Origin of the sequence: Nakamurella alba, assembly GCF_009707545.1 — a bacterium.
In the GTDB taxonomy this organism is placed as follows: Bacteria; Actinomycetota; Actinomycetes; order Mycobacteriales; family Nakamurellaceae; genus Nakamurella; species Nakamurella alba.
Genome location: NZ_WLYK01000001.1, coordinates 1,016,707 through 1,040,716, shown reverse-complemented (window position 1 = coordinate 1,040,716; position 24,010 = coordinate 1,016,707). Strand labels below are relative to the sequence as shown.

Here is a 24,010-nt window from a genome sequence, read left to right as displayed (position 1 = left end):
CCTGCCGGGTCATGCGGTGCGGTCGGCCGGGTCGGGCAGCGAGTGCAGCGCAGCGCTCACCGAGGCGGCCGGCCAGGGTTCTCCGGCGTGGACGAAGCCGTGGCGGGGGTGCTGCACCGCTTCCAGCGACGCCGTGTCCCGACCGAGCAGCAACGCGGTCAGCCAACCGGCCGCGACCCGGATCTTGCGCTCCCAGCCGGGCACCGCGAGCACGTGGTAGCCGCGGTGCATCAGCCAGGCCGGGAAGCCCTTCACCACCAGCGGGCCCCATTGGAAGACGCCACGTCCCAACCCGAGGGTGGCCACTGCTCCCAGACTGCGGTGGCGGTAGTCCTGCAGCGGGTGGCCACGCAACGAACGGATGATGTTTCCCGCCAGCAGTCGGCCCTGACGGACGGCGTGCTGCGCATTCGGCACCGTGAAGGTACCGGCCCCGCGCGCCAGGTCCGGGACCGCGGCGTCGTCCCCGGCGGCCCACGCACCGTCGACCGGCTCGCCTGCCGTTCCCACCCGCAGATCGGGCCGGACCACGACCAGGCCGCGACCGTCGAGCGGGAGATCGGTGTGCCGGGCGATCACCGGGTTGGCCGCCAGCCCTGCGGTCCAGAGCAGCAGTCCGCTGTCGTACTCCTGTCCGTCGGACAGCACGATGTGACCATCGACCGCGGAGGTCACGGTGGTCCGGAGGTGGATCCGCCCGCCGCGACCCTGCAGCTCGCGGACCACCCAGCGGCCGGTGCGCTCCCCCACCTCGGGCAGGACCCGGCCGGATGCCTCCACCAGGTGCAGCTCGATCTCTCCCGGGTCCAGTTCGGGGTACCGGAGTGCCTGGTCGGTCAACAGCGAGAGCGCCTCGCCGAACGCCTCGACCCCGGCGAATCCGCCGCCGACGACCGTCACCGTCAGCAGCCGGCGCCGCTCCGGACCGGGCGGCAGTGCCGCAGCCCGGTCCAGGCTGCCGAGCAGGTGGTCCCGGACGGCGACCGCTTCTTCCACGTACTTGAGTCCGATCGCCTGCTCCGGCACGCCCGGCACCGGGAACGACCGGGTGATCGCGCCGGCGGTCACCACCACGTCGTCGTAGGGAAGCTCGGTGGACGTCCCGTCGGGCAACCGGACGGTGAGCAGCCGCCGGGCGTGGTCGATCCGGGTCACGTAGCCGGCGAGCAACCGGGTGCGCCGCAGATGTCGGCGCAGCGGGACGACGGCGTGTCTGGCCTCGACCGAACCGGCCAGCACCTCGGGCAGGAACGGCTGATAGGTCATGTAGGGCAACGGGTCCACGACGGTGACCCGGGCCTCGCCGCGCCGCAACCGGCGCTCCAGCCCCCATGCCGTGTAGAAGCCGGCATAGCCGCCACCGACGATCACGATCTCCCGCATCGTTCGCACCTCCGGTCCAGCGCCGACCGGGTCGTTCCCGGCCGCCACCCCTCCGACCGGACACCGGTCGCCGGTGTGAGGGCGACGGGCTGTGACCCGCGATACGTCGATGCCGGCCGGGGTCAGAGATCGAGCCAGCGCAGCGGTCCGTCACCGCACACGGCCAGTCGCGCCCCCGGGGCCGCAGCGGCCCGGAGTCGGTCGAGGGCTGCCGTGCCCGCCTGCGGATGCCGTCCGTCGAGCACGCCGACCCGGATCGCGAAGGCCAGCTCGAACGGCCGGTCCGCGGGCTCCGGGACGAACTCCTCCACCGCCGCCATTCGCACCTCGAGCAGGCCGTCCGAGATCACGTCCGCCCCGGTCCGCCGGGCGATCGCCAACGACTTCTCCGACCGGTCGATCATCAGAACACGTCCGCCTGGCGCCACCCGGCGCGCGACCGCGCAGGCCGCAGCGCCGGTGCCGCCGCCGATCTCCAGCACCTTGAGCCCCGGGCGCAACGGGAGTTGGTCGACGATCGCCAGCAGCCGTGGCGACAGTCGGCGCGTGTCCGTCATCTGCCCAGCCTGCCGGTTCCCGGTACGCCGCGCACCACCCTCTTGTGGTCGGACCACAGCTGCTACCCTGTGGTCCGACCACAGCCGGCCGGGTGCGCGCGGGGCCGGTGCGGTCGGCACGGCGCCGCCGTGCCCAGCTGCCGCGCGGCACCGACGACCGGAGACGTCACCCATGTCGAACGTGAAGCGGCAGATGCCCAAGCCGTCGGACTTCGCCGAGCTGCTGTCGTTCAAGAAGCCCGAGCTCAACGGCACGAAGCGCCGGCTGGCAGCGGCGCTCACCATCGAGGACCTGCGGCGGATCGCCAAGCGCCGGACCCCGCGCGCAGCGTTCGACTACACCGACGGCGCCGCCGACGGCGAGCTGTCACTGGCCCGGGCACGCCAGGCGTTCGAGGACGTGGAGTTCCACCCGTCGATCCTGCGCGACGTGTCCAAGGTGGACACCTCCACCACCGTGTTCGGCGGCCCGTCGGCGCTGCCCTTCGGCATCGCGCCGACGGGTTTCACCCGGCTGATGCACACCGAGGGCGAGATCGCCGGCGCGGGCGCAGCGGCCGCCGCCGGCATCCCGTTCACCCTCTCCACCCTGGGCACCACGTCCATCGAGGACGTCAAGGCAGCGAACCCGCTGGGGCGCAACTGGTTCCAGCTGTACGTCATGCGCCAGCGGGAGATCTCGTTCGGTCTGGTCGAGCGGGCCGCGAAGGCAGGTTTCGACACCCTGTTCTTCACCGTCGACACCCCGGTGGCCGGCGCCCGGCTGCGGGACAAGCGGAACGGCTTCTCCATCCCGCCGCAGCTGACCGCGCGCACCATCGTCAACGCGATCCCGCGGCCCTGGTGGTGGTGGGACTTCCTGACCACTCCGAAGCTCGAGTTCGCGTCGCTGTCCTCGACCGGCGGCACCGTCGGCGAGCTGCTCAACTCGGCGATGGACCCGACGATCTCCTTCGACGACCTCGACGTGATCCGATCGATCTGGCCCGGCAAGCTGGTGGTCAAGGGCGTGCAGAACGTCGAGGACTCCCGCCGGCTGGCCGATCTCGGTGTCGACGGCATCGTGCTGTCCAACCACGGCGGACGTCAGCTCGACCGGGCACCGGTCCCCTTCCACCTGCTGCCCTCGGTGGTCCGCGAGGTCGGGGCCGATGTCGAGGTGGTGGTCGACACCGGGATCATGAACGGCGCCGACGTCGTGGCGAGCATCGCGCTGGGCGCGAAGTTCACCCTCATCGGGCGGGCGTACCTGTACGGCCTGATGGCCGGTGGCCGCGCCGGGGTCGACCGGACCATCCAGATACTCACCGACCAGGTCATCCGCACCATGCAGCTGCTGCAGGTGTCGGAGGTCGCGGAGCTGACACCGGCTCACGTCACCCAGCTGCACCGGCTGGGTCGCTTCGAGGCGCCTGCGGAGGACCTCCCCCGCTAGCTCCATGCGCCGGCGCTCCCGAACCCTTCCCCGCTCACGCAGGAAGCAGTCCGATTCCTACGGGCCGGAGGTCCGGGAGACGAATTCCCCACCCGGCCCCACGGATCGGGGACCGAAACCGTCGCCACGCAATGGTTTCGGTCCATTCTGCGTGGCGGCGTACCCAGGTGCGCGACACAGCTCGGCAGGCCGGGTCGGCGGCCGAGTGTGACTCCGACAACTGCACGACAGATCCCGGACCCCTTCCCGCTCACGCGGGAAAGAGTCCGATCTGGCACTGCACCGGCCGTGCGGTACCCACCTCGGCGCACCACACGAACGGATTCGGGAGCGCGGGGCGCTCAGCCCTTGGCCAGCGCCGCCGCGATCTCGCCGCCCAGCCCGACGTTGCCGCGGTAGACGTCGACGTTCACGTCGAGGCTGCGGCCGCCGGTGACCCGCTGGATGTGGTCGAGCAGGTAGGGCGTGGTGGCGTTGCCGGTGATGCCGGCCGCCTCCGCACCGGCGATCGCCTGGGCCAGCACCTCGGCGTGCACCTGCGGGTCGAGCTGCAGCTCCTCGGAGATCGGGTTGGCGACGAGCACCGCCGAGTCCAGCCCGAGCTCGTCACGGGCGGACGCGACCGCAGCCACCTCGGCGGGATCGTCGACCCGGAAACCGATCTCGAAGCCGGAGTCGCGCACGTAGAAGCCGGGGAAGGTGGTGGTGCGGTAGCCGAGCACGGTGATGTTCAGCGTCTCCAGACGCTCCAGGGTCGCGCCGACGTCGAGGATGGACTTCACCCCGGCGCTCACCACGACGATCGGGGTCACCGACAGCGCCACGAGATCCGCGGACTCGTCGAAGGTCTCGGAGGCACCGCGGTGCACACCGCCCAGCCCGCCGGTGGAGAACACCTTCACCCCGGCGCGGTGGGCCAACAGGGCGGTGGCGGCCACCGTGGTGCCGCCGCTGCGGCCGGTCGCCCGGGCCACCGGCAGGTCACGGATGCTGATCTTGAGGTTGTCCGGGGCCGCTGCCAGCCGGACGATCTCGTCGGTGGACAGCCCCACGACCGGGACCCCGTCGACAACGCCGATGGTGGCCGGTTCGACGCCGGCGGACCGGAGCTGGTCCTCCGCCTCCAGCGCCACCTCGAGGTTGCGCGGCTGCGGCAGGCCGTGGGTGAAGATCGTCGACTCGAGCGCGACGACCGGGCGGTTCTCCGCCAGGGCAGCGGCAACCGGATCGGAGATCAACAGGGTGGGGGGCAACGTCGTTCGCCTTCGTTCGGTCCGCCCGGACGGGCGGAAGGTGATCCGTGGAACCGGGCCGGTTCCGGGATGTGGGTCAGCCGGGAGTGCCGACCGTGTGCAGCAGCGGCAGTCCGCGCGCATGCCGGTCGAGCTGGTCGCGGACCAGGTCGGCGTACCGCTCCCGCCAGTCGATCGCGCCGCCGCCGGTGTGCGGGGTGATCAGCACCTGCGGGCAGGTCCACAGCGGATGGCCGGCCGGCAGTGGTTCGGGGTCGGTGACGTCGAGATAGGCCGAGACCCGCCCGGCGCTGACATGTGCGGCGAGCGCATCGGTGTCGACCACGGCCCCGCGCGCGACGTTGGCCACGACGGCGCCGGCCGGCAGCGCGGCCAGCACCCGGGCATCGACCAGCCCCCTGGTGCTGTCGTCCAGCGGGACCGCCAGCACCAGCACATCCGTGGTCCGGGCCAACTCCGGCAGGTCCGTCGACGGGGCCACACCGTCCCGCGCGCTGCGGCCGACGGTGGTGACCGGGCAGCCCAGCGCCTCCAGCACGGTGCGCAGCCGGCGGCCGATGTCGCCGGCACCCACCACCGTGACCCGGCGACCGCCGAGTACGTTGACATCCAACGGGTCCCAGATCTGGCGCTGCTGCTGCGCGACGGCGTCCGGAATGCGGCGCAGCAGCGACAGCACCCCGGCCAGCGCCGCCTCGGCCGTCGACGCGCCGTGCAGGCCGCGACCGGTGCTCAACCCGACCGTGGCCGGCAGGTCCCGCACCCAGCCCTCGTACCCGGAGGAGCACAGTTGGACGTGGGTCAGGCCCGGCATCCGGGCGTAGAGCTCCGGGCCCGGACCGGCGACGCTGAAGTCCGAGACCAGCAGCTCGATGTCGGCGATCCGGTCGGGCGCCGGCGCGGTGCGCCAGTCCCACGGGATGAGTGTCGTACCGGCGGGTGATCCGGCAGCGATCCTCTCGAGCATGGCGATGTCCGGCACCGCGACGAGTGTCGGGCTCAGATCGAACCACCGGCGGCGGCCGGGCCCTTGCCCTTCGCGACGACGCCGGACACCACCAGGATGGTGATCACGTACGGCGCCGTGAGCATCAGGGCCGGCGGAATGTCGACCTTCAGCAGGCCGAACACGCCCGAGATCGACGTGGCGAAACCGAAGAGCAGCGCCGACGCGGCCGCCTGCGGCACCCGCCAGGACCCGAGGATGACCGCGGCCAGTGCGACGAACCCGAGCCCCGAGCTCATGCCCGCCACGAACTGACCGGCCGAGCCGACGGTGAAGGCGGCCCCGCCGACGCCACCGATGGCACCGGAGGCGGCGGTGGCCCAGAACCGGATCCGGCGCGGCTGTACGCCGGAACTCTCGACGGCGGCCGGGTTCTCGCCGACCGCACGGATGCGCAGCCCGGTCCGGGTCCGGTACAGCACGATCTGGGTGACGACGGCGATGAGCACCGCGACGTAGAACAGCGGGCTCTGCCGGAACAGCGCCGGCCCGATCACCGGGATGTCCGACAACAGCGGGATGGTCAGCGTGCCCAGGGTCTCCGGGGAGTTGAAGGTCGCCAGGTCCGGCACCATCACCTGCTCGGTGAGGAACGCGGTGAGCCCGGCGGCGAGACCGACCAGCACGAACCCGGCGACCACCTGCGACACGGCGTACCGGATGGTCAGGACGCCGAGCAGGCATCCCCAGGCGAGACCGCCGAGAATCGCGGTGGCCACGCCGATCCAGGCGCTGCCGGTGATCGAGGACACCAGGGCCGACAGGAAGGCGCCGATCAGCATCTGACCTTCGATGGCGATGTTGAACGTGCCGGCCCGCTCGGCCAGCACGCCGGAGGTCGAGCCCAGGATGATCGGGATCGAGGCGGTGACACTGAGGGCGAGGATGCCGCTGAGCGAGGCCTGTTCGCCGCGGGCGGCCCAGGCCACCACGCCGACGATCGCGGCGAACACGGACAGGGCCAGCAGCCCACCGCGCAGCCGCCCGGCGCGACGGCCTCCGGTGCCGTCCTGGCGGAAGACCACCACGGCCGAGACCAGGCAGACCAGCCCGGCGACCACCCCGAACACCCAGACCGGCGCACCGATCGGCAGCGAGTTGACCGACCCGTTGCCGACGGCGAGCCGGGTGGACAGCCCTCCTGCGGTGAAACCCAGGACCAGCACGCCGATCCCGAGCACCGCACAGAACCAGGCGGTCTTGCGCCGGGACTGCCGGTCCAGCCGGGCGGTCAGCGACCGGGCGGCGACGTCCCGGTCCGCTTCGTCGGAGGTCCCGACGTGTCCGTCGTCGATCGCGGTCATCGAACACCTCCGAGAAAGCTGGTGCGCAGTCGCAGCCGGTAGATCGCGGCGATCAGCGCCGGCGCGGTCACGAACATGACGATGAGTGCCTGCATCACGCCGGTCAGCTGGTAGCTGACGCCGGAGGCGAGCTGGGCGGAGATGCCACCTGCCTGCAGCGCGCCGTAGAGCAGGGCCGCGGCCGCGGCACCCCAGGGTGAGATGTTGCCGACGAACGCGACAAGGATGGCGATGGTGCCGATGTCGGTGCCGAAGCCGATGGCCAGCTGGTGCGAGACGCCCAGCACCTGGACACCGCCGGCCAGGCCGATCACGGCCCCGGAGATCACGAACGCGGACACGAACACCGCCTTGCCCTTGATGCCGGCCACCGTCGCCGCCCGGGTGCCCGCACCGGCGATCTGCATCTCGAAGCCGAGCCGGCTGCGGGACAGCAGCAGACTCGCGAAGATCACCACCAGCAGCGCCACCACCAGCCCGGCGTTCACCGGGAAGGCGGGGAACATCGACGTCAGCGACGCGGACTCGACAGTCGTCTTGCCGATGGGGTTGTCGATGCCGCGACCCTCCACCTTGAAGAAGGTCGAGGACAGCAGGAAGATCAGGAAGTTGGCCAGGACGTAGTTCAGCATGATCGTGACGATCACCTCGCTGGCGCCGGTCCAGGCCTTCAGCAGACCCGGGATCAGGCCGCAGATCGCGCCGCCGATCGCGGCCGCCAGGAAGGCAAGTAGCACGTGCGGCAACCAGGGCATGTCCGGCCAGCTGAACCCGACCCAGCTGGCACCGATGCCACCACCGACGATCTGCGCGTGCGACCCGATGTTGAAGGCGCCGGCCCGGTAGCAGATGGACAGCCCCACACCGGCGATCGCCAGCGGTACGGCAGCGGTGATCGTGTTCGCGAACGGAGTCAGCGCCTTGCGCCAGTTCGCCGTGCTGGGGTCGGAGAAGGCGGCGCCCAGCGCGGTGGGATCGACGATCGACCCCTTGAACAGGCCGGAATAGAAGGAGCCGAGCTGATCTCCGGTCTTCGACAGGGCGTTGCCCGGGTAGCGGAAGAACCCGCCCCAGGCCACCCGCAACGGCTCGGAGGTGAGGATCACCAGCACCGAGGAGATCACCAGACCGGTGATCACCGACAGCAGCACGATGACCGGCAGCTGCCGCGTGCCGAACCAGGCGAACACCGCCCGGCCGGCCCGGCCGACCGGGTTCTCCTTCGGCGCCGGAGCACCGGTGCCGCCCTCGCCCGCGGGCGAAGGCTTCGTCAGCGAGGCCGCGCCCGTGGCGGCATCGGGAGTGGTTCCTGTGCTCACTTCTCGCCTCCCATCAGCATGCCGATGACGTCCCGGTCGAACGGCGCCTGCACGAACCCGGTGAACCGACCGCCGACGACGACGCCGATGCGGTCGGACACGGCCATGGCCTCGTCGATGTCCGAGGTCACCACCACCACCGCGGCGCCGGAGCCGGCGAGCTCCAGCAGCCGGCGGTGCACGAACTCGATCGATCCGACGTCGAGCCCGCGGACCGGGTTGGCGGCGATCATCACCGAGATGTCCCGCTCCATCTCCCGGGCGATGACCACCTTCTGCTGGTTGCCACCGGACAGGCTGGACGCGGGCTGTTCGGCCGACTGCGTGCGGATGTCGTACTTCTCGATCATCGCCCGGGCGTTCTCCCGGATCGCCTTGGTGCGCAGGAAGAATCCGCCGCGGCCGACGAACCTCGGGTCGTTGCGCCGGTCCAGCACGAGGTTCCGGGAGATCGGCATCGACAGCACCAGGCCCTCGTGGTGTCGGTCGGCGGGGATGACCCCGAGCCCGGCCTCCAGGAAGGCTCGGCCACCGCGGCCGGTCATGTCCGTGCCGGACAGCCGCACGGTGCCCGTGTCCGGTGACTCGAGACCGGTGAGCACGGAGACGATCTCGTGCTGCCCGTTGCCGTCGACGCCGAGGATCCCCAGCACCTCGCCGGCCCGCACCTGCATCGACAGCTCGCGCAGCGGCATGCCGTGCAGCGTCCGGCTGCCCATCGAGACATCGTCGATCTCCAGCAGCACCGCTGCGTCGTCAGGGATCACGGTCGGCTCGCGGCGGGTACCCACCACCTGACGGCCGACCATCAGGGTGCCGAGTTCCTCGACCGTTGTCGCCGCGGGGTCCCGGGTGGCGACCAGCCGGCCACGGCGCAGCACCGACACCGTGTCGGCGAGAGCCAGTGCCTCGCGCAGCTTGTGGGTGATGAAGATGATGGCGCGACCGTCGTCGCGCAACCGGCGGAGCACCTCGAACAGCGAGGCCGACTCCTCGTCGGTGAGCACCGCGGTCGGCTCGTCGAAGATCAGGATCTCCGCGTCACGGGTCAATGTCTTGACGATCTCGACACGCTGCTGCATGCCGACCGACATGTCCTCGACCACCGCGTCGGCGTCCAGCGAGAGCCCGAACCGGACCGACACCTCGCGGGCCTTGGCCCGGGCGGCGTCCCGGTCGAGCATGCCGCGCCGGTTGACCGGTTCCGCGCCCAGTGCGATGTTCTCGGCCACGGTGAACGCACCGACCAGCCGGAAGTGCTGGTGCACCATGCCCACCCCGGCGGCGATGGCCTGGCGCGCGTCGAACCCGGTCACGTCCTCGCCGGCGATGACGACCTGCCCGGCATCAGGGCGGACCGTGCCGGACAGCATGCCCATCAAGGTGCTCTTGCCGGCGCCGTTCTCGCCGACCAGCACATGGATCTCGCCCTTGCGCACCGACAGGTCGATCGCGTCGTTGGCACGCAGGGTGCCGTAGTTCTTGCTCAGCCCACGGAGTTGCACATGCGGTTCGGAAGTGACTGACGGCGCGACGGTCGACAGGGCTGCGTCGGCCGGGACGTGCTCGGGCATGGCGGCGGTCCTCTCTGCGACGACGGGGTCCGGGCGCTCGCGGCGCCCGGACCCCGTCCCCGGATCAGCTGGTGGTGATCGTCCCGGCGACGATGTCCGCCTGGACCTTCACGAGCTCGTCCTTCAGCGCCTGCGGCACGGCCGCGTCGGCGTCGTGGAACGGCGCGATCCCGACGCCCTCGTTGGCCAGCGTGCCTTCGTACACGCCGTCCGGCAGATCGCCGGCCACGGCCTGCGAGACCACGTCGAAGAGGCTGACCTGGATGTTCTTCAGGACGGAGGACAGGAACAGGTCGCAGTCGGCCTCGTTGGTGATGCAGCCGTCGGTGTCCGGCCAGAACAGGTAGTAGCCCTTCTCCGGACCACCGGCGGCGCGGATCGCCTCGGCGCCGCCACCGATCAGCGCCAGCACGATGTCCGCGCCCTGCTGGATCTCTGACTCGACGAGCAGCTTGCCCTTGTTGGTGTCGGTGAAGTTGCCGACGAAGGTGCCGGTCCGTGCCTCGGTGTCCCAGCCGATCGCCTTGACGTCGGCGGACTTCTGCTCGGCGTAGTACTTCACGCCGTTGACGTAGCCGTCCATGTACAGCTCCACCGGCGGGATCGACACGTTGCCGACGACACCGATGGTGCCGGTCTTGGACATGCCGGCGGCCAGGTAGCCGGCCAGGAAGGAGGCCTGGTCGGTCTGGTAGTGCAGCGAGGACACGTTCGGCTGCGGCGAGCTGATCGCGTCGTCGATCAGGATGAAGTCGGTGTCCGGGTTCTCCGGGGCCAGCCGCTCGATCGTCTCGGTGGTGTTGAAGCCCATGCCGACGATCAGGTCACACCCCTCCTGGACGAACTGGTCGCCCATCTGCGGGTAGTCGATCGAGCCGGACTGGGCCAGGTACTTGACCGTGATGCCCAGGGTGTCCTGCGCCTGCTGCATGGCGTCCCACGCCTGCTGGTTGAACGAGCGGTCGGCGACACCGACGCTGCTGACCATGAGGCAACCGGTGTAGTCGACCGGGGCCGCCGCCGAGCCGCTGGAACCGGCGGCGGACGAGGCGGAAGTGGCGGCCGAGTCGGCGGCGGCGCCGGTGGTGGTGGACTCGGTGACCCCGCCGTCCCCGCACGCGGAGATCAGCAGTACGGCGGTGGCCAGGATCCCGGCGAGGCCGCGACCACGGCCCAGCATCCGGAATCCTGTCCGGGAGGACCGAGAGTGCAGATCTGACACGATGTCTCGCTTCCATGAGGAGGGTGGCAAAGGCAGCGCGAAGGAGGGCGGCGGCCCGATCAGGTCGGGCGGGCGGCGGCCGGGCCATTCGTTATTCGCATAACGGAGCTTAGGGAACCGGAGGGGTTCTGACAATAGGCAAACACCCGGGACCTGCTACATCAACGCGGCGATACCTGTGGATTGCCAGCATGTTTCCTGCCCCGTCACGCGCGCTCGGCGTGCAGGTGGCGGTGCCGGGGACGTACGATGCCCGGACACCCGGTGCGATCCGGGCCCGGCGCGGCCGACCGGCCCCGGGCTCCTGGCACCGTCCACCCCTGCCGAGGAGTTCATCGTGTCCGATTCCGCCGTGTCCGATCCCGCCGTGTCCGATCCCGCCGCGGCCGATCCCGCCGTGTCCGATCCCGCCGCGGCCGACCTGCAGTTCGAGCAGGCGGTCCGCAAGCACAAGCTGGTCGCGTCCTACCGCCTGTTCGCCCGGTTCGGCTTCGACGAGGGTGCGGCCGGCCACATCACCGTGCGGGACCCGTTGGACCGGAACACCTTCTGGGTCGCGCCGTTCGGGCGCTGGTTCGGCGGGGTCACCGTGGCCGACCTGGTCCGGGTGGACCAGTACGGCGACGTGGTGGAGGGTTCCGGCCCGGTGAACAAGGCCGCCTTCTTCATCCACTCCGCAATCCACGACGCGCGCCCCGAGGTCGACGGCGCGGCGCACGCACATGCCCTGCACGCCAAGACCTTCGCCGCGCTCGACCGGACACTGCGGCCGCTCACCCAGGACTCCTGCGCGTTCTACGGCCGGCACAGCAGGTTCGAGGAGTTCAGCGGTGTGGTGCTGGACCGCGGTTACGGTGACCGGATCGCCAAGACCATGGGCGAGGATCGGGCGCTGATCCTGGCCAACCACGGGCATCTCACCGCCGCCACCTCGCTGGATGCGGCGGTCTGGTGGTTCATCTCCATGGAACGGTGTTTCCAGTCCGAGTTGCTGGTGCTGGCCACCGGCGAGGCCTCCCCCATCCCCCACGAGGAGGCGGCACTGACCGCGTCGCAGCACACCGTCGAGTACGCGGAGCTGTGCTTCTCCGCGCTCTACGAGCGGATCATGGCCGAGCAGCCGGATCTCGCCGCATCCCGGCCGGTCTGAGAAGTCTTTGCGTCACGGCGTTCCGGAACGCCGTTGCCCTCCGCCCGGACGTCGGGCGGAGGGCAAGAGGGGAACGGGCGGTCAGCCGAGCCGGGACAGCGCGTCGATCACGACGTCCCAGAAGCGGTCGAAGTCGAGGCCCACGCCGGCCCGGTGCCGGCAGTCGTCACCGGCGGGCAGTCGCAGGTCGACCACGGTGCGCCCGTCGGTCAGCCGGCCGGCGGTCTCGACGGCGATGGGCCCGCGGACGAACTCGAAGATGGTCGGGTCGATGAGGCCGACCACCGGGCACAGGTCGTGCACCGGGGCCGACTCGAATCCCTGGTGCTCGAGGTAGCGGGCCTGGAAGAACTCGAGCATCTGGTCCGCGAACACCCCGATATCGGTGCCCAGACCGGCGATCCGGCTGCGGATCTCGGGGGTCGCGAGAGCCTGGTGGGACACCTCCAGGCCCATCATGGTCACCGACCACCCGGCGTCGAAGACGGCCGCCGCGGCCTCCGGATCGACCAGGATGTTGAACTCCGCGGACGGCGTGATGTTGCCCTGGCCGACGGCGCCGCCCATGATCGCCACCCCCTCGACCCGCTCGGCGATCAGCGGTTCCCGCTGCAGCGCCAGGGCCAGGTTGGTCAACGGTGCGGTGGCGACCAGGGTGATCTCCCCCGGCTCGGCGGCCATGACCAGGTCGACGATCAGCTGGTCGGCGGACCTCGGGTCGAGGGTGACCGCGCCGGGATCAGGCAGCGGCGGGCCGTCGAGCCCGGTGTCGCCGTGGATGTCCGGCGCCGCCCGGTGCTCGCGGACCAGTGGGTGCTCGGCTCCCCGGGCGAACAGCACGTCGGTCATCCCGGCGAGACCGCCCACGGCCAAGGCGTTCCGCGTCACCAGGTCCACGGTCTGGTTGCCGCAGACGGTGGTCACGGCCACCAGGTCGATCGCCGGGTGCCCGTAGGCGGTCAGCATCGCGAAGGCGTCGTCGTGCCCCGGATCGCAGTCCAGGATGATCGTGGTGGCCATCAGGGGTGTGCTCCTCAGCTGTACTGGTGGACGGGGTGCCGGTTGGCGGGGGCGGGGTCGACGGGAGGTACGGCCCGGGCGGCGCCGGCGACGCCGAGACTCGCTGCTGCCCAATGGTTACCGCGTTCTGCGGCGGCAACGTGCCCGGAGCCCTGCAGCACGGAAGTGAGGAATCCGGCGGCGAACGCGTCACCTGCACCGGTGGTGTCCAGCACCAGGGCGACCGGCGGCACCGGGATCTCCAGCACCGTGCCGTCGGGCTCGTGCACGAACACCGGGTCCGCGCCGTTCTTGACGACGTAGCAGCCGCCGCGCCCGGTCACCTCGGCGACCGGCAGCAGCGCCGCCTCGTCCTCGTTGGCGAACACCAGGTCCGGCCGCAGCACGTCCAGCAGGCCGGTGAACGTCGACCCGAGGGCCACAAGGAGGTCGGCGGACGAGGCGTCCAGCGAGACCCGACCGCCACCCAGGCGAACCGCGGTGGCGAGATCGCAAACGGTGTCAGCACTGTCGGGGGTCTGCAGGGCGTAGGCGGAGATGTGCAGGATGCCGGTGTCGATCACCCAGTCGCCCGGTACGGCAGCGAGTTCCGCAGCGGCGGCCCGGTCCGGGTACATGGTCCGCCCGGCGGCCTCGTCCACGATCACCACCACGGTGCCGGTGCGTCCGCCCGTCTGCACCTGCACGTCCACCCCGGACTCCCGCAACCGGTCCGCGAGATCGCGACCCACGGCGTCCGCACCGACCCGGCCGATGAACCTCGTGGGCACCTCCGCGGCGGCCAGGGTGGCAACGTTGGCCGCGCTGCCGCCCGGACCGCGGGTGATCGACGAGGGGTTGTCGGTGTCCGGCGTGGAGGGCCCGGTGCGGCGCACGACGATGTCCTCGACGAGATCGCCGACGCAGGTCAGCAGGGCGGTCGGCCGCCGGTCGGCGGAGCGGGTCACGAGAACCTCCCGTGGGCAGGATCAGCGGGTGGGGATCAGCGGTGATGGGTGGTGCGGGTGCGGTACCCGGTCGACATGCAGCGGCGGCTGCGCGGACGTGCCGTAGAACACGAGCAGGTGGTGCCGTGGAGAAGGCCGCAGGCCCGGCGGGTGTCGCCGGCGCAGCAGGTAATTATGCGGTTAACGTAGCAGAACGGTGCGGTGCTGTCAGGGGCGGGACTGCCGGACCTTCCGGCGCGGGGCCGGCGCGGTGGACCCGCGGACGACCAGCGAGGTGGGCAGCTGGACGGACCGCCCCGGCCGCCCGTTGCGGGCGATCTCGTCCACCAGCAACGTGACCGCCTCCCGGCCGAGCGCCCGTGCCGACAGGTCCACCGAGGTCAGCGGGGGTCGGGTGATCATCGACATCAGGTTGTTGTCGAACGAGGCGACCGACATCCGGCCGGGGACGTCGATGCCGGCGCCGGCCAGCCCGGCCAGCACGCCGTAGGCCTGCACGTCGGTGGCGGTGACGATCGCCGTGGCGCCCTGGGCCAGCCAGTCGTCGACCGACCTCGCGGTCACCTCGGCCGCGGCGTTGAGGTCGATCCCGGACCGCACCCGCAGCACCTTCCCCTCGACCGCCACCTTGCGGAACTGGTTGCGGAAGTGCGTGCGGCGCGAGGTGAACGTCGACCGCGGCCGTGTCGAATCCAGGTACACCACCGTCCGGTGACCGAGCTCGGCGAGATGCCCGGCCAGCATGGCCGTCCCGTGCGCGAGATCGAAGTACACCCGGGAGGCGTTGGCCCGCGGCTCGTGCTCGTCGACGACGACCACCGGGAAGTCCAGCAGCTCCGGGTCGTACTCGCCGTCGTCGAGGTTCAGCAGCATCCCGTCCACGCCGAACGAGGCGATCATCGCGACATCCGGCGGGGCGCTCTCGGCGCCACCGGCGCCCAGCAGCACCTGCAGGTCGGCCGGCGCCGCCTCGACCACACCGGCGGCCACGGTGGCGATGAACGGGTTGGTGAGATCGTGCGCGAGCAAGGCGATCCGGCCGTACCGACCGGTGACGAGCGAACGCGCGGACGGGTTCACCACGTAGCCGAGCTCGCGGATCGAGGACTCGACCCGCTGCCGGGTGGTCTCCGAGACCCGCCCCTCCGCCTTGCCGTTGGCCACCAGGGAGACTGTCGCGATCGACACACCCGCATGTTTCGCGACATCGGTAGCCTTCACCCGCGAGCCCCGCCCGGCCACCGCACCCCCGTTGTCGCGGTTCCCCGGATCGCGTTTCACCCCGGCAGCATACGGCCGGGCCTTTCCGATGTTGCAGCACTCCGCCGTTCCAGCGTTCCGCCGTTCCAGCATTCCGCCCACCGGGCCGCGTTGCGGCCACCTCACCCGAAGAGCAGGGAGCTGCCCTGATGTCCGTCCGCCTGGACCCCGCGCGTCTGCGACGCGTGCCCGAGACCTTCTCCCGCGCCGTGGGCGAGGGCCTGCTGCCCGGCTACGCGCTGCGGATCAACCAGGGCACCGAGGTGGTGCTCGACACCCAGGACGGGCTGCGCGATCTCGAGCGGTCGCTGCCCGTCGAGCGGGACACGGTGTTCCGGGCCTTCTCGATGACCAAGCCGATCACCTCGGTCGCGGCGCTGATGCTGTACGAACGCGGCGACCTCGACATCCGGGTCCCGCTCGCCACCTACCTGCCGGAGTTCGCCCACACCCCGGTCTGCCGGACGGCCGCCGGCGACCCCGCCGACGTCGTGCCGATGACGAACCCGCTGAGCGCCTGGCACCTGCTCACCCACACCTCCGGACTGGGCTACGAGTGGTCGGGGCAGAACGGGGTCACCGAGGCCTACCACCGGCACCGCATCTGCGATCCGGACGGCCCCGAGGACCTGGCGACGTCCGTCCGCCGTCTGGCCGGCCTGCCCCTGCTGTTCCAGCCGGGCAGCGCCTGGAACTACTCCATGTCGGTCGACGTGCTGGGCCGGCTGGTCGAGGTGGTGTCCGGCCGTCCGCTGGACGAGTTCCTGGCGGCCGAGATCTTCGGTCCGCTGGGCATGACGGACACCGGGTTCGCCGTCCGCAGTGCCGATCTGGGGCGGTTGGCGACCTTCTACGAGGCGGTGCCCGGCGGCGGGCACCGGCCGATGTCGATCTTCGGCCCGGCCGTCGACGCGCCGCCGAACCTGCTGGCCGGCGGCGGTGGCCTGTACACGACCATCGAGGACTACCAGGCGTTCGTGCTGATGCTGGCCGCCGGCGGCCGGGTCGGCGACCGGTGGCTGATCGGCCCGGAGACGCTGCGCTTCGCGACCACCAACCACCTCCCCGGCGGCGTGGACCTGGCCGCCTTCGCCCACCGCGGGCTGGAGGACGACCTGTCGGGCCTGGGGTTCGGCCTCGGCTTCGCCGTGGTCACCGATCCCCCGGCGCGGCGCATCCAGACCCGGCGCGGCGTGCACTTCTGGAACGGTCTGGGCGGTGGGACCTTCTTCATCGACCGGGAGTCCGGCCTGTCCGCCACCTACCTGATGTCGGTGCGCTCCGCGACCAATTTCGTCTGGGAGGCGAAGCTGCAGCAGCTGGTCCACCAGGCGATCGTCGACTGAGCGGCCGGAGCGGCCCGCTCGCCGGGCGGGAACGGTGCGTCACCAACTTGTTTCGGGTCTGTTTCGGTCCACCGGATCGCCCGGAATCTCGCCATCGACCGTTGCCTTCCGTCCCTCCGCGGGCTAGCGTCGAGTTATACGCATAACGCCAGGCTTCGCGGCCGGCGTTGCACCCGTCGGACCTTGTCCGTCACCGGTCGAAGATCGCCCCGGTGCGGCACCAGAGCTTGAGAGGGCCACTGTGACCTACGTTCCCATCCTCGACCTGACCTCGGACGACGAGACCCTCGCCCGGGCGCTGGACGAGGTCTGCACCGAGGTGGGCTTCTTCCAGATCGTCGGCCACGGAGTGGATCCCGCTGTCGAGGAGCGGCTGTGGAGCACATTGCGCGCCTTCTTCGACCTGCCGGACGAGGACAAGCTCGCGCTGCGCCCAGAGCCGGGCGAGCCCTACGGCTACATCCCGGTCAGCGCCGAGTCGCTGGCGAAGTCCCTCGGCGTCGCGACCCCGGGCGACCTGAAGGAGAGCATCAACCTCGGGCCGATGCAGCCGCCGGCGCACGAGCTGTCCGATCCCGACGAGGCGTCGGTGTACCAGCCGAACCGCTGGCCGGATGCGCTGCCGGAGCTGCAGCAGGTGTGCGCCGACTACTACGCCGAGATGAGCGTGCTCAGCGAGCGGCTGATGCGGCTGTTCGCCCTCGCCCTGGATCTCCCCCGCGACTTCTTCGACCCGATGATGAGCCACGCGCCGAGCGCGCTGCGGGCGATCAACTACCCGGAGACCGACCAGCCGCTGGCGATCGGCCAGCAGCGGGCCGGCGCGCACACGGACTACGGCCTGCTCACGATCCTGCGGCAGGACGCGGTGGGTGGCCTGCAGGTGGTCGACAAGGAGCAGAACTGGGTCGACGTGCCGAGCGTGCCCGGTGGCTACGTCATCAACATCGGTGATCTGATGGCCCGGTGGACGAACGACCGCTGGCAGTCGACCCTGCACCGGGTGGTGAACCCGGTGGGCGGCGCAGCCGCCGCGGCCCGGCGGCAGAGTGTGCCGTTCTTCTTCAACGCCAACTGGGACGCCGTCGTGAGCTGCCTGCCCTCGTGCCTGGAACCGGGTGAGTCGCCGAAGTACGAACCGGTGACCGCCGGCCCCCACCTGATGGGCAAGTTCCGCCGCACCGTCACCGCCTGAACCTCACCACGCTGCACCGTTCCACGGAAGGAAACCCCATGGGCGACAACGAGACCCCCGCATCCGACGACGGCGTGGTGGTCGGCACCCCGCTGATCCCGGTCATCGACATCACCTCGTTCCTGGACGGCACCGACCTGGTGACCGCGCCGGAGCAGGTGAACACCGCGGCCGTGCACTCCGGCTTCTTCCAGATCGTCGGGCACGGCATCCCGATCGAGAAGCTGGACGCCGTGTACTCCAAGTCGATCCAGCTGGCGCAGATGCCGCAGGACTACCGGGACAGCCTGGTGTCGCCGGTCGGCCACCCCTACCGCGGACTGACGACCAACATCGACAAGGCCGGTCAGGTGCGCTCGCTGCGCATGCACGCCAGCCACTTCGACAACTCGGCGCACGCCGAGGCCGCCGGTGTCCCGGCCGCCTACTCGGACTTCTTCTCCCCCAACGTCTGGCCCGAGGAGGTCGTCGGGTATCACGAGGCGGTCCGCGACCTGTTCGAGGCGACCCAGCAGCTCGGCGCGTCGATGATGAAGCTCTTCGCCGTCGCCCTGTCCCTGCCGGACGACTACTTCGATGCCCTGATCGAGCCGAACGCCTCCAGCTGCTCGATCAACTACTACCCGGCCCGGCACGCGCCCCTCACCGAGCACCCGACGGTGATCTTCGACGAGCACTTCGACGGTGGGACGCTGACGATCCTGCACCAGCGCGGTACCTACGAAGGGCTGCAGATCCGCGATCTCGAGGGCAACTGGTTCCCGGTCCCGGTGATCGACGAGGCGCTCGTGATCAACATGGGCGAGCTGATGATGCGGTGGACCAACGGCCTGTGGCCGGCCACCCGGCACCGCGTCGTCGCCTCCGAGGACCCGGAGGGCCACCGCACCACGCTGACCACCTTCCACCTGCCGGCGGTGGACACCGTCATCGAGCCGCTGAAGACCACCTACGGCTCCGAGGGCCCGCAGTTCGACCCGGTCTCGGTCTACGACTGGGAGCAGCGCTTCATCAAGAAGACCTACGCCGAACGCAAGCACCTGGTGACGGGTGACGCCACCGAGGCCTACCTGGAGAAGTTGAACCAGCAGTAGTCGCCTGCTGCGATCCGGTCGGGCGGATGTCCCAGCCGGCCGGATCGCGGTGCACCGCCGCACTTCTCACATCCGCACCACCTCTCACCGCCGATTCCACCCGACCGCCGGTGCGCCGCGCCCGCGGTCGGGCAGCCGACCGCCCGGAGGACCACCGCACCCATGACCACCACCCTCATCGCCGGCGGCACCGTCGTCTCCGCCATCGGCCGGCAGCTGCTGGACGTGCTGGTCGAGGACGAGCGGGTGGTGGCCCTGCTCGAGCCCGGCTCGCAGCGACTCGGCGATCTCCGCTCGACCGCCGACGTGGTGATCGACGCCACCGGGACCTACGTGATCCCCGGCGGCGTGGACGCGCACACCCACATGCAGATGCCGTTCGGTGGCACCACCGCTTCCGACACCTTCGAGACCGGTACCCGGGCAGCGGCTTTCGGCGGCACGACGACCATCGTGGACTTCGCGATCCAGACCCCGGGCGAGCGGCTGCAGGACACCTTCGCGCTGTGGCAGGACAAGGCCGCCGGGGTGTGCGCGATCGACTACGGCTTCCACCAGATCGTCGGCGACGTGAACGACGAGTCCCTCGCGGCCATGGGTGAACTCATGGCCGAGGGCGTCACCAGCTTCAAGCTGTTCATGGCCTATCCCGGCGTCTACTACTCCGACGACGGCAAGATCCTGCGGGCGATGCGGCGGGCCGCCGGTCTCGGCGCGATGATGATGATGCACGCCGAGAACGGCATCGCCATCGACGAGATCGTCAAGGAGCACCTGGCGCGCGGGGAGACCGACCCGATCTACCACGGGATCTCGCGCCCGTGGCAGTTGGAGGAGGAAGCCACTCACCGGGCGATCATGCTCGCCGAGGTGACGGGCGCACCGCTCTACGTCGTGCACGTGTCGGCGAAGCAGGCGCTCGAACAGATCGCCTGGGCGCGCGGGAACGGCGCCAACGTGTTCGCCGAGACCTGCCCCCAGTACCTGTACCTCAGTCTCGAGGAGCAGCTGGGCGCACCGGGTTTCGAGGGCGCGAAGTGGGTGGCCTCCACCCCGCTGCGCTCCCGGGCCGAGGGTCACCAGGACGCGCTGTGGCGGTTCATCCGGACCGGCGACGTGTCCGGCATCGCGACGGACCACTGCCCGTTCTGCATGAAGGATCAGAAGGAGATGGGGCTCGGCGATTTCTCGAAGATCCCCAACGGGATCGGCGGCGTCGAACACCGGATGGACCTGATGTACCAGGGCGTGGTCGACGGCCGGATCACCATGGAGCGGTGGGTGGAACTGTGCTGCACCACCCCGGCCCGGATGTTCGGGATGTACCCGCGCAAGGGTGCGATCACCCCCGGTGGCGATGCCGACATCGTGATCTACGACCCGGCCGGGCACACCTCGATCGGCATCAACGCCACCCATCACATGAATCTCGACCACTCCGCGTACGAGGGCTTCGAGGTCGACGGTGCCGTGCGGACCGTGCTGTCCCGCGGGAAGGTCGTCGTCGACCACGGCCACTACCTGGGTCGTCCCGGCGACGGCCGTTACGTGGCCAGGGGTCTCGCCCAGACCCTCGTCTGACCTCCGGTACCCGACCGACCCCCACCCTCGTCGAAAGCTGGTTCCCCGTGCAGTTCGGTGTTGTCATGCAGTGCGTCCCGCCGGCCTCCCGGGTCGTCGACCTGGCCGTCCGTGCGGAGACCTACGGGTTCTCCCACTTCTGGACCTTCGACTCGCACATCCTCTGGCAGGAGCCGTACGTCATCCACGGCCAGATCCTGGCCTCGACGCGCAACATCGTCGTCGGCCCGATGGTCACCAACCCGCTGACCCGGGACTGGACGGTGACCGCCAGCACCTACGCGACGCTGAACTCGATGTACGGCAACCGCACGATCTGCGGGATCGGCCGCGGCGACAGCGCGGTCCGGGTGCTGTCCGGTCAGCCGTCGACGCTGGCCACCCTGCGGGACTCGGTGGAGGTGATCCGCGAGCTCGGCAACGGGCGGGCGGTCGAGTGGCAGGGCAAGCAGCTGCGGCTGCCGTGGGCGACGAACTCCCGGCTGGACGTGTGGGTGGCCGGGTACGGGCCCAAGGCGTTGGAGCTGACCGGTCGGCACGCCGACGGCTTCATCCTGCAGCTCGCCGATCCGGAGATCGCGAAATGGACGATCGAGCGGGTCCGCAACGCCGCCGCCGACGCCGGGCGCGACCCGATGGACGTGAAGATCTGCGTCGCGGCGCCGGCCTACGTCGGGACCGACCTGGCGCACCAGCTCGAGCAGTGCCGCTGGTTCGGCGGCATGGTGGGCAACCACGTCGCCGACATGGTCACCCGGTACGGGACGGACGGCACCGTTCCCCGGGCGCTGACCGACTACATCGCCGGCCGGCAGGGCTACGACTACAACCACCACGGCCTGGCCGGCAACCCGTCCACCGACTTCGTGCCCGACGAGATCGTCGAACGCTTCTGCGTTCTCGGTGACATCGACCGGCACATCGAGCGGATGAAGGAGCTGCAGGCCCTCGGCGTCGACCAGTTCGGCGTGTACCTGCAGCACGACGGCAAGAACGCCACCCTGCAGGCCTACGGTGAACGGATCATCCCGGCGATGGCCGAACACACCGCAGCCGTCGCCTGACCTACGTTCGCGGCCTCCGCCGGGTCGCCCTCGTTGTTGTTCCCGCCGTTCCCGACAGCACCCGTCAGCACCCCCGGAGGTTTCCGTGTCCGACCAGACCCTCTCCCCCGCCGCGACCCACCCGGGCCGGGATGCCGGTGACAACCGCAGTTTCATCGACGACTTCGTCGAGCTGTCGGCCTTCGGCGCCACCCCGGCCGGCGGCGTCGAGCGGCAGGCGGCGACGGCAGAGGACGGGGAGATGCGGAGTTGGCTCGCCGCCTGGCTCGACCGCAACGGCTTCACCGTCGAGTTCGACCGGGTCGGGAACATGTTCGGGCTGAGAGAGTTCGCCCCCGGCGCCCCCTGGTTGCTCGCCGGATCGCACCTGGACAGCCAGCCGCGTGGCGGGAAGTACGACGGCGCCTATGGGGTTCTGGCCGCCGCCCACGCCCTGCACCGGGTGGTGCGCGGGCACGAGACCGCCGGCACGGTGCCGGGTTTCAACTTCGCGGTGGTCAACTGGTTCAACGAGGAGGGATCCCGCTTCAAGCCGTCGATGATGGGCAGCGGTGTGTTCACCGGCAAGATCCCGCTGGAGAAGGCGCTCACCACCACCGATGTCACCGGGGTCAGCGTCGGTGAGGCACTCGGGGCGATCGGCAGCCTCGGCGCGGGCGACGCCTTCGGCGACGGCACCGGCCGGCAGGTCGGCGCCTATGCGGAGATCCACATCGAGCAGGGCCGCGAGCTCGACAAGAGTGGCATCGTACTCGGCCTTGTCGACTCCACCTGGGGCGCGAACAAGTACGAGATCGCCGTGACCGGGGCGCAGTCGCACACCGGCGCGACGGCGATCGCCGACCGGCAGGACGCGCTCTACGGCGCGGCCCTGGTCGTGGTGGCGCTGCGTGAGCTGGCCGACCGCTTCGGCGAGGATCTGCACACCTCCTGCGGACAGCTGACCGTCTACCCGAACTCGCCGGTGGTGGTGGCCCGCGAGGTATACCTGCACCTCGACCTCCGCTCCCCCTCCGATGACCTGCTCGACGAGGCGGATGCCCTGCTGCGCCGCCGGTTCGCCGAGATCGAGGTGCAGGCCGACGTGCAGATCGAGCGCCGGTTCGCGCACACCTGGAAGGGTCAGCAGTACCAGTCCGAGGGCGTGGATCTCGCCGCGCAGGTGGTCACCGACCTCGGGGTGTCCTCGATGAAGGTGCAGACCCGGGCCGGCCATGACTCCACCAACATGAAGGACACCGTGCCGACTGTGATGCTCTTCGTGCCCAGTGTCGACGGGGTCTCCCACGCCGAGAACGAGTACACCACCGACGAGGATCTCTGCACCGGCGTCGACGTCCTCACCGAGGTGCTGCACCGGATGGCCGGCGGCGCCCTGTCCTGATTTCGCGGTGTGCCGGCCCGTGCGTGGTGGTGATCTCGCGAGCTCGTCGCGCTCAGCCGGCGCTCCCGGCAGAGAGCTGCCGTCTGCGGTCGGCGGTGAGCGCTCCCCACTGCAGGTCCAACACCGCCGCCGCCTGGATCCGGTCGACCTCGAGCAGGGATCCGACGGCGACGGTCGCCGCCTCCCGGTCCGCCGACGCGGCAATGACCGCCATCACCTCCGGCCACCGGCGGAGCGCGGACTCCACGGCGCCCAGAATCTGCAGGCGAAGGAGGTCCGCGACTGCGGCGCCGTCGTGGTCGTCGGGCATCCGCACAGCCTCGCAGGTCAGCGCTCCCACTGCTGACTGCGGGGCCGGGACTGCCACGAAACCGCTGGGTTTCCGCTGGGTTAGGACCTCAGAACAGAAATGACAAGAGCCCCCGACCTGAGTTTCCCCAGGTCAAGGGCCCTTCACTAGTAGCGGGGACAGGATTCGAACCTGTGACCTCTGGGTTATGAGCCCAGCGAGCTACCGAGCTGCTCCACCCCGCGTCGTTGTGGTGACACCACTGTAACCACCGGATGGACGAGGATCCAAATCGCCTGGTGAGGGTGCCGCACGGACGCCACGAGCCGCCGGATGGCGGCCTGCGCGTGGGAAGTTGCTGCCGTTGGGACGGGTGAGGCAGGAGTCGCCAACTTCGTACGCGCCGGCGAAGTTGATCATGGTGGGAACCCCGGCCATCGGCCGCGCACCAGCTGCACACGGGCTGCGCGTGGGAAGTTGCTGCTTTTGGGACGGGTGAGGCAGGAGTCGCCTACTTCGTACGCGTCGGCGAAGTTGATCATCGCGCGAATCCGGGGCCAGGCGGCGGGAGATCAGCGCAGGAACCCGGGGCCGGTGAACGGCGGACGCCGCGCCCGGCCTGAGGGG

20 protein-coding genes and 1 tRNA gene are annotated in these 24,010 nt (G+C 70.5%); 8 read left to right on the top strand and 13 right to left on the bottom strand.

Annotated features, from left to right (window positions below; translation table 11 throughout):
* Positions 1-9: 9 nt before the first annotated feature.
* Positions 10-1,383 (bottom strand): NAD(P)/FAD-dependent oxidoreductase, encoded by a 1,374-nt coding sequence (locus GIS00_RS04580; RefSeq protein WP_154767119.1) that lies wholly within the window; start codon positions 1,381-1,383, stop codon positions 10-12.
* A 122-nt stretch (positions 1,384-1,505) separates the two neighbouring features.
* Entirely contained in the window at positions 1,506-1,940 is a 435-nt protein-coding gene (locus GIS00_RS04575; protein WP_154767118.1) for a methyltransferase domain-containing protein, read from the bottom strand.
* 172 nt (positions 1,941-2,112) lie between these two features.
* On the opposite strand from GIS00_RS04575, the gene GIS00_RS04570 reads away from it, so the two are divergent.
* Complete coding sequence (locus tag GIS00_RS04570; RefSeq protein WP_154767117.1) at positions 2,113-3,375, top strand: alpha-hydroxy acid oxidase; 1,263 nt, start codon at positions 2,113-2,115, stop codon at positions 3,373-3,375.
* 341 nt (positions 3,376-3,716) lie between these two features.
* Here the strand turns inward: GIS00_RS04570 and GIS00_RS04565 are convergent, their stop codons facing one another.
* From GIS00_RS04565 to GIS00_RS04540, 6 genes are all read right to left on the bottom strand, one after another.
* Complete coding sequence (locus GIS00_RS04565) at positions 3,717-4,628, bottom strand: pseudouridine-5'-phosphate glycosidase (RefSeq protein WP_154767116.1); 912 nt, start codon at positions 4,626-4,628, stop codon at positions 3,717-3,719.
* A 76-nt stretch (positions 4,629-4,704) separates the two neighbouring features.
* On the bottom strand, positions 4,705-5,610 hold the full coding sequence (locus GIS00_RS04560; protein ID WP_154767115.1) for an NAD(P)-dependent oxidoreductase: 906 nt from the start codon (positions 5,608-5,610) through the stop codon (positions 4,705-4,707).
* Between the two features lie 17 nt (positions 5,611-5,627).
* A complete protein-coding gene (locus tag GIS00_RS04555) occupies positions 5,628-6,938 on the bottom strand; it encodes an ABC transporter permease (protein WP_154767114.1) in 1,311 nt (436 codons plus the stop codon).
* Positions 6,935-8,257 carry an ABC transporter permease gene (locus tag GIS00_RS04550; protein WP_154767113.1) on the bottom strand — a complete coding sequence of 441 codons (1,323 nt, stop codon included), beginning with the start codon at positions 8,255-8,257 and terminating at the stop codon, positions 6,935-6,937. Before GIS00_RS04550 ends, GIS00_RS04555 begins: the two co-directional genes overlap by 4 nt.
* Positions 8,254-9,831: an ABC transporter ATP-binding protein gene (locus tag GIS00_RS04545; protein WP_154767112.1), complete on the bottom strand. Its 1,578-nt coding sequence runs from the start codon at positions 9,829-9,831 to the stop codon at positions 8,254-8,256. Before GIS00_RS04545 ends, GIS00_RS04550 begins: the two co-directional genes overlap by 4 nt.
* 64 nt (positions 9,832-9,895) lie before the next feature.
* Positions 9,896-11,011, bottom strand: coding sequence for a BMP family lipoprotein (locus GIS00_RS04540; RefSeq protein WP_154767111.1), 1,116 nt, complete (start codon positions 11,009-11,011; stop codon positions 9,896-9,898).
* Positions 11,012-11,390: 379 nt separating this feature from the next.
* On the opposite strand from GIS00_RS04540, the gene GIS00_RS04535 reads away from it, so the two are divergent.
* On the top strand, positions 11,391-12,203 hold the full coding sequence (locus GIS00_RS04535; protein ID WP_322097496.1) for a class II aldolase/adducin family protein: 813 nt from the start codon (positions 11,391-11,393) through the stop codon (positions 12,201-12,203).
* A gap of 81 nt (positions 12,204-12,284) precedes the next feature.
* Here GIS00_RS04535 and GIS00_RS04530 read toward each other — a convergent pair whose 3' ends face one another.
* The 3 genes from GIS00_RS04530 to GIS00_RS04520 all read right to left on the bottom strand — a co-directional run bounded on the left by GIS00_RS04530 (position 12,285) and on the right by GIS00_RS04520 (position 15,523).
* Positions 12,285-13,223 carry a nucleoside hydrolase gene (locus GIS00_RS04530; protein WP_154767110.1) on the bottom strand — a complete coding sequence of 313 codons (939 nt, stop codon included), beginning with the start codon at positions 13,221-13,223 and terminating at the stop codon, positions 12,285-12,287.
* Between the two features lie 14 nt (positions 13,224-13,237).
* Positions 13,238-14,170 carry a carbohydrate kinase family protein gene (locus GIS00_RS04525; RefSeq protein ID WP_154767109.1) on the bottom strand — a complete coding sequence of 311 codons (933 nt, stop codon included), beginning with the start codon at positions 14,168-14,170 and terminating at the stop codon, positions 13,238-13,240.
* Positions 14,171-14,377: 207 nt separating this feature from the next.
* Positions 14,378-15,523: a LacI family DNA-binding transcriptional regulator gene (locus tag GIS00_RS04520; RefSeq protein ID WP_154767108.1), complete on the bottom strand. Its 1,146-nt coding sequence runs from the start codon at positions 15,521-15,523 to the stop codon at positions 14,378-14,380.
* Between the two features lie 56 nt (positions 15,524-15,579).
* On the opposite strand from GIS00_RS04520, the gene GIS00_RS04515 reads away from it, so the two are divergent.
* From GIS00_RS04515 to GIS00_RS04490, 6 genes are all read left to right on the top strand, one after another.
* Positions 15,580-16,776, top strand: coding sequence for a serine hydrolase domain-containing protein (locus tag GIS00_RS04515; protein WP_154767107.1), 1,197 nt, complete (start codon positions 15,580-15,582; stop codon positions 16,774-16,776).
* A gap of 241 nt (positions 16,777-17,017) precedes the next feature.
* On the top strand, positions 17,018-17,971 hold the full coding sequence (locus GIS00_RS28805; RefSeq protein ID WP_154767106.1) for an isopenicillin N synthase family dioxygenase: 954 nt from the start codon (positions 17,018-17,020) through the stop codon (positions 17,969-17,971).
* A gap of 38 nt (positions 17,972-18,009) precedes the next feature.
* The gene (locus GIS00_RS04505; protein WP_154767105.1) at positions 18,010-19,065 is read left to right on the top strand and encodes a 2OG-Fe(II) oxygenase family protein; all 1,056 of its coding nucleotides are present in this window, start codon (positions 18,010-18,012) and stop codon (positions 19,063-19,065) included.
* Positions 19,066-19,227: 162 nt separating this feature from the next.
* Positions 19,228-20,646, top strand: a complete 1,419-nt coding sequence (gene hydA, locus GIS00_RS04500; protein ID WP_154767104.1) for a dihydropyrimidinase — start codon at positions 19,228-19,230, stop codon at positions 20,644-20,646.
* A gap of 47 nt (positions 20,647-20,693) precedes the next feature.
* Positions 20,694-21,710, top strand: a complete 1,017-nt coding sequence (locus GIS00_RS04495) for a TIGR03842 family LLM class F420-dependent oxidoreductase (RefSeq protein WP_322097495.1) — start codon at positions 20,694-20,696, stop codon at positions 21,708-21,710.
* 85 nt (positions 21,711-21,795) lie between these two features.
* Entirely contained in the window at positions 21,796-23,094 is a 1,299-nt protein-coding gene (locus GIS00_RS04490) for a M20 family metallo-hydrolase (protein ID WP_322097494.1), read from the top strand.
* Between the two features lie 52 nt (positions 23,095-23,146).
* On the opposite strand, the gene GIS00_RS04485 is transcribed toward GIS00_RS04490, so the two are convergent.
* Together GIS00_RS04485 and GIS00_RS04480 are read right to left on the bottom strand one after the other, a co-directional pair.
* Complete coding sequence (locus GIS00_RS04485; RefSeq protein ID WP_154767103.1) at positions 23,147-23,404, bottom strand: hypothetical protein; 258 nt, start codon at positions 23,402-23,404, stop codon at positions 23,147-23,149.
* A 150-nt stretch (positions 23,405-23,554) separates the two neighbouring features.
* Positions 23,555-23,628 (bottom strand) — tRNA-Met (locus tag GIS00_RS04480).
* Between the last annotated feature and the right edge of the window lie 382 nt (positions 23,629-24,010).

Bases quoted from the DNA above. Each gene is read 5' to 3' on its own strand.
- GIS00_RS04580 (WP_154767119.1), bottom strand. From the start codon at position 1,383: ATGCGGGAGATCGTGATCGTCGGTGGCGGCTATGCCGGCTTCTACACG.
- GIS00_RS04575 (WP_154767118.1), bottom strand. From the start codon at position 1,940: ATGACGGACACGCGCCGACTGTCGCCACGGCTGCTGGCGATCGTCGAC.
- GIS00_RS04570 (WP_154767117.1), top strand. From the start codon at position 2,113: ATGTCGAACGTGAAGCGGCAGATGCCCAAGCCGTCGGACTTCGCCGAG.
- GIS00_RS04555 (WP_154767114.1), bottom strand. From the start codon at position 6,938: ATGACCGCGATCGACGACGGACACGTCGGGACCTCCGACGAAGCGGAC.
- GIS00_RS04545 (WP_154767112.1), bottom strand. From the start codon at position 9,831: ATGCCCGAGCACGTCCCGGCCGACGCAGCCCTGTCGACCGTCGCGCCG.
- GIS00_RS04540 (WP_154767111.1), bottom strand. From the start codon at position 11,011: ATGCTGGGCCGTGGTCGCGGCCTCGCCGGGATCCTGGCCACCGCCGTA.
- GIS00_RS04530 (WP_154767110.1), bottom strand. From the start codon at position 13,223: ATGGCCACCACGATCATCCTGGACTGCGATCCGGGGCACGACGACGCC.
- GIS00_RS04520 (WP_154767108.1), bottom strand. From the start codon at position 15,523: ATGCTGGAACGGCGGAACGCTGGAACGGCGGAGTGCTGCAACATCGGA.
- GIS00_RS04515 (WP_154767107.1), top strand. From the start codon at position 15,580: ATGTCCGTCCGCCTGGACCCCGCGCGTCTGCGACGCGTGCCCGAGACC.
- GIS00_RS04505 (WP_154767105.1), top strand. From the start codon at position 18,010: ATGGGCGACAACGAGACCCCCGCATCCGACGACGGCGTGGTGGTCGGC.
- hydA (WP_154767104.1), top strand. From the start codon at position 19,228: ATGACCACCACCCTCATCGCCGGCGGCACCGTCGTCTCCGCCATCGGC.
- GIS00_RS04485 (WP_154767103.1), bottom strand. From the start codon at position 23,404: ATGCCCGACGACCACGACGGCGCCGCAGTCGCGGACCTCCTTCGCCTG.